This window comes from Bacillus cereus group sp. BfR-BA-01331 (assembly GCF_022663915.1).
In the GTDB taxonomy this organism is placed as follows: domain Bacteria; phylum Bacillota; class Bacilli; order Bacillales; family Bacillaceae_G; genus Bacillus_A; species Bacillus_A mycoides.
The window spans coordinates 1-364 of record NZ_JAKUGJ010000182.1 but is presented as its reverse complement, the minus strand read 5'-3'; the positions used below and the strand labels follow the sequence as shown (position 1 = coordinate 364).

Below are 364 nucleotides of genomic sequence, written 5' to 3'. Positions count from 1 at the left end.
AATCCTCCAAAAGTGGTGACCCGTACGGGATTCGAACCCGTGTTACCGCCGTGAAAGGGCGGTGTCTTAACCACTTGACCAACGGGCCAAAAAAAAAACAAAAACTTTTCCCAAGCTTCCAACCGGGCTTGAACCGGTGACCTCTTCCTTACCATGGAAGTACTCTACCAGCTGAGCTATGGAAGCATAATGGCTCCGCAGGTAGGAATCGAACCTACGACCGATCGGTTAACAGCCGATAGCTCTACCGCTGAGCTACTGCGGAATAATATAAGCCTGGCAACGTCCTACTCTCACAGGGACAAGGTCCCAACTACCATCGGCGCTAGAGAGCTTAACTTCCGTGTTCGGTATGGGAACGGGT

3 tRNA genes and 1 rRNA gene are annotated in these 364 nt (G+C 51.6%); all 4 read right to left on the bottom strand.

From position 1 onward, the window contains the following. Nucleotides 1-13: 13 nt before the first annotated feature. Nucleotides 14-88, bottom strand: a tRNA-Glu gene (locus MR155_RS31585). Between the two features lie 25 nt (nucleotides 89-113). Next, nucleotides 114-186, bottom strand: a tRNA-Thr gene (locus tag MR155_RS31580). Nucleotides 187-190: 4 nt separating this feature from the next. Next, a tRNA-Asn gene (locus tag MR155_RS31575) sits at nucleotides 191-265 on the bottom strand. A gap of 9 nt (nucleotides 266-274) precedes the next feature. Then, a 5S ribosomal RNA gene (gene rrf / locus MR155_RS31570) occupies nucleotides 275-364 on the bottom strand; the annotation flags it as partial.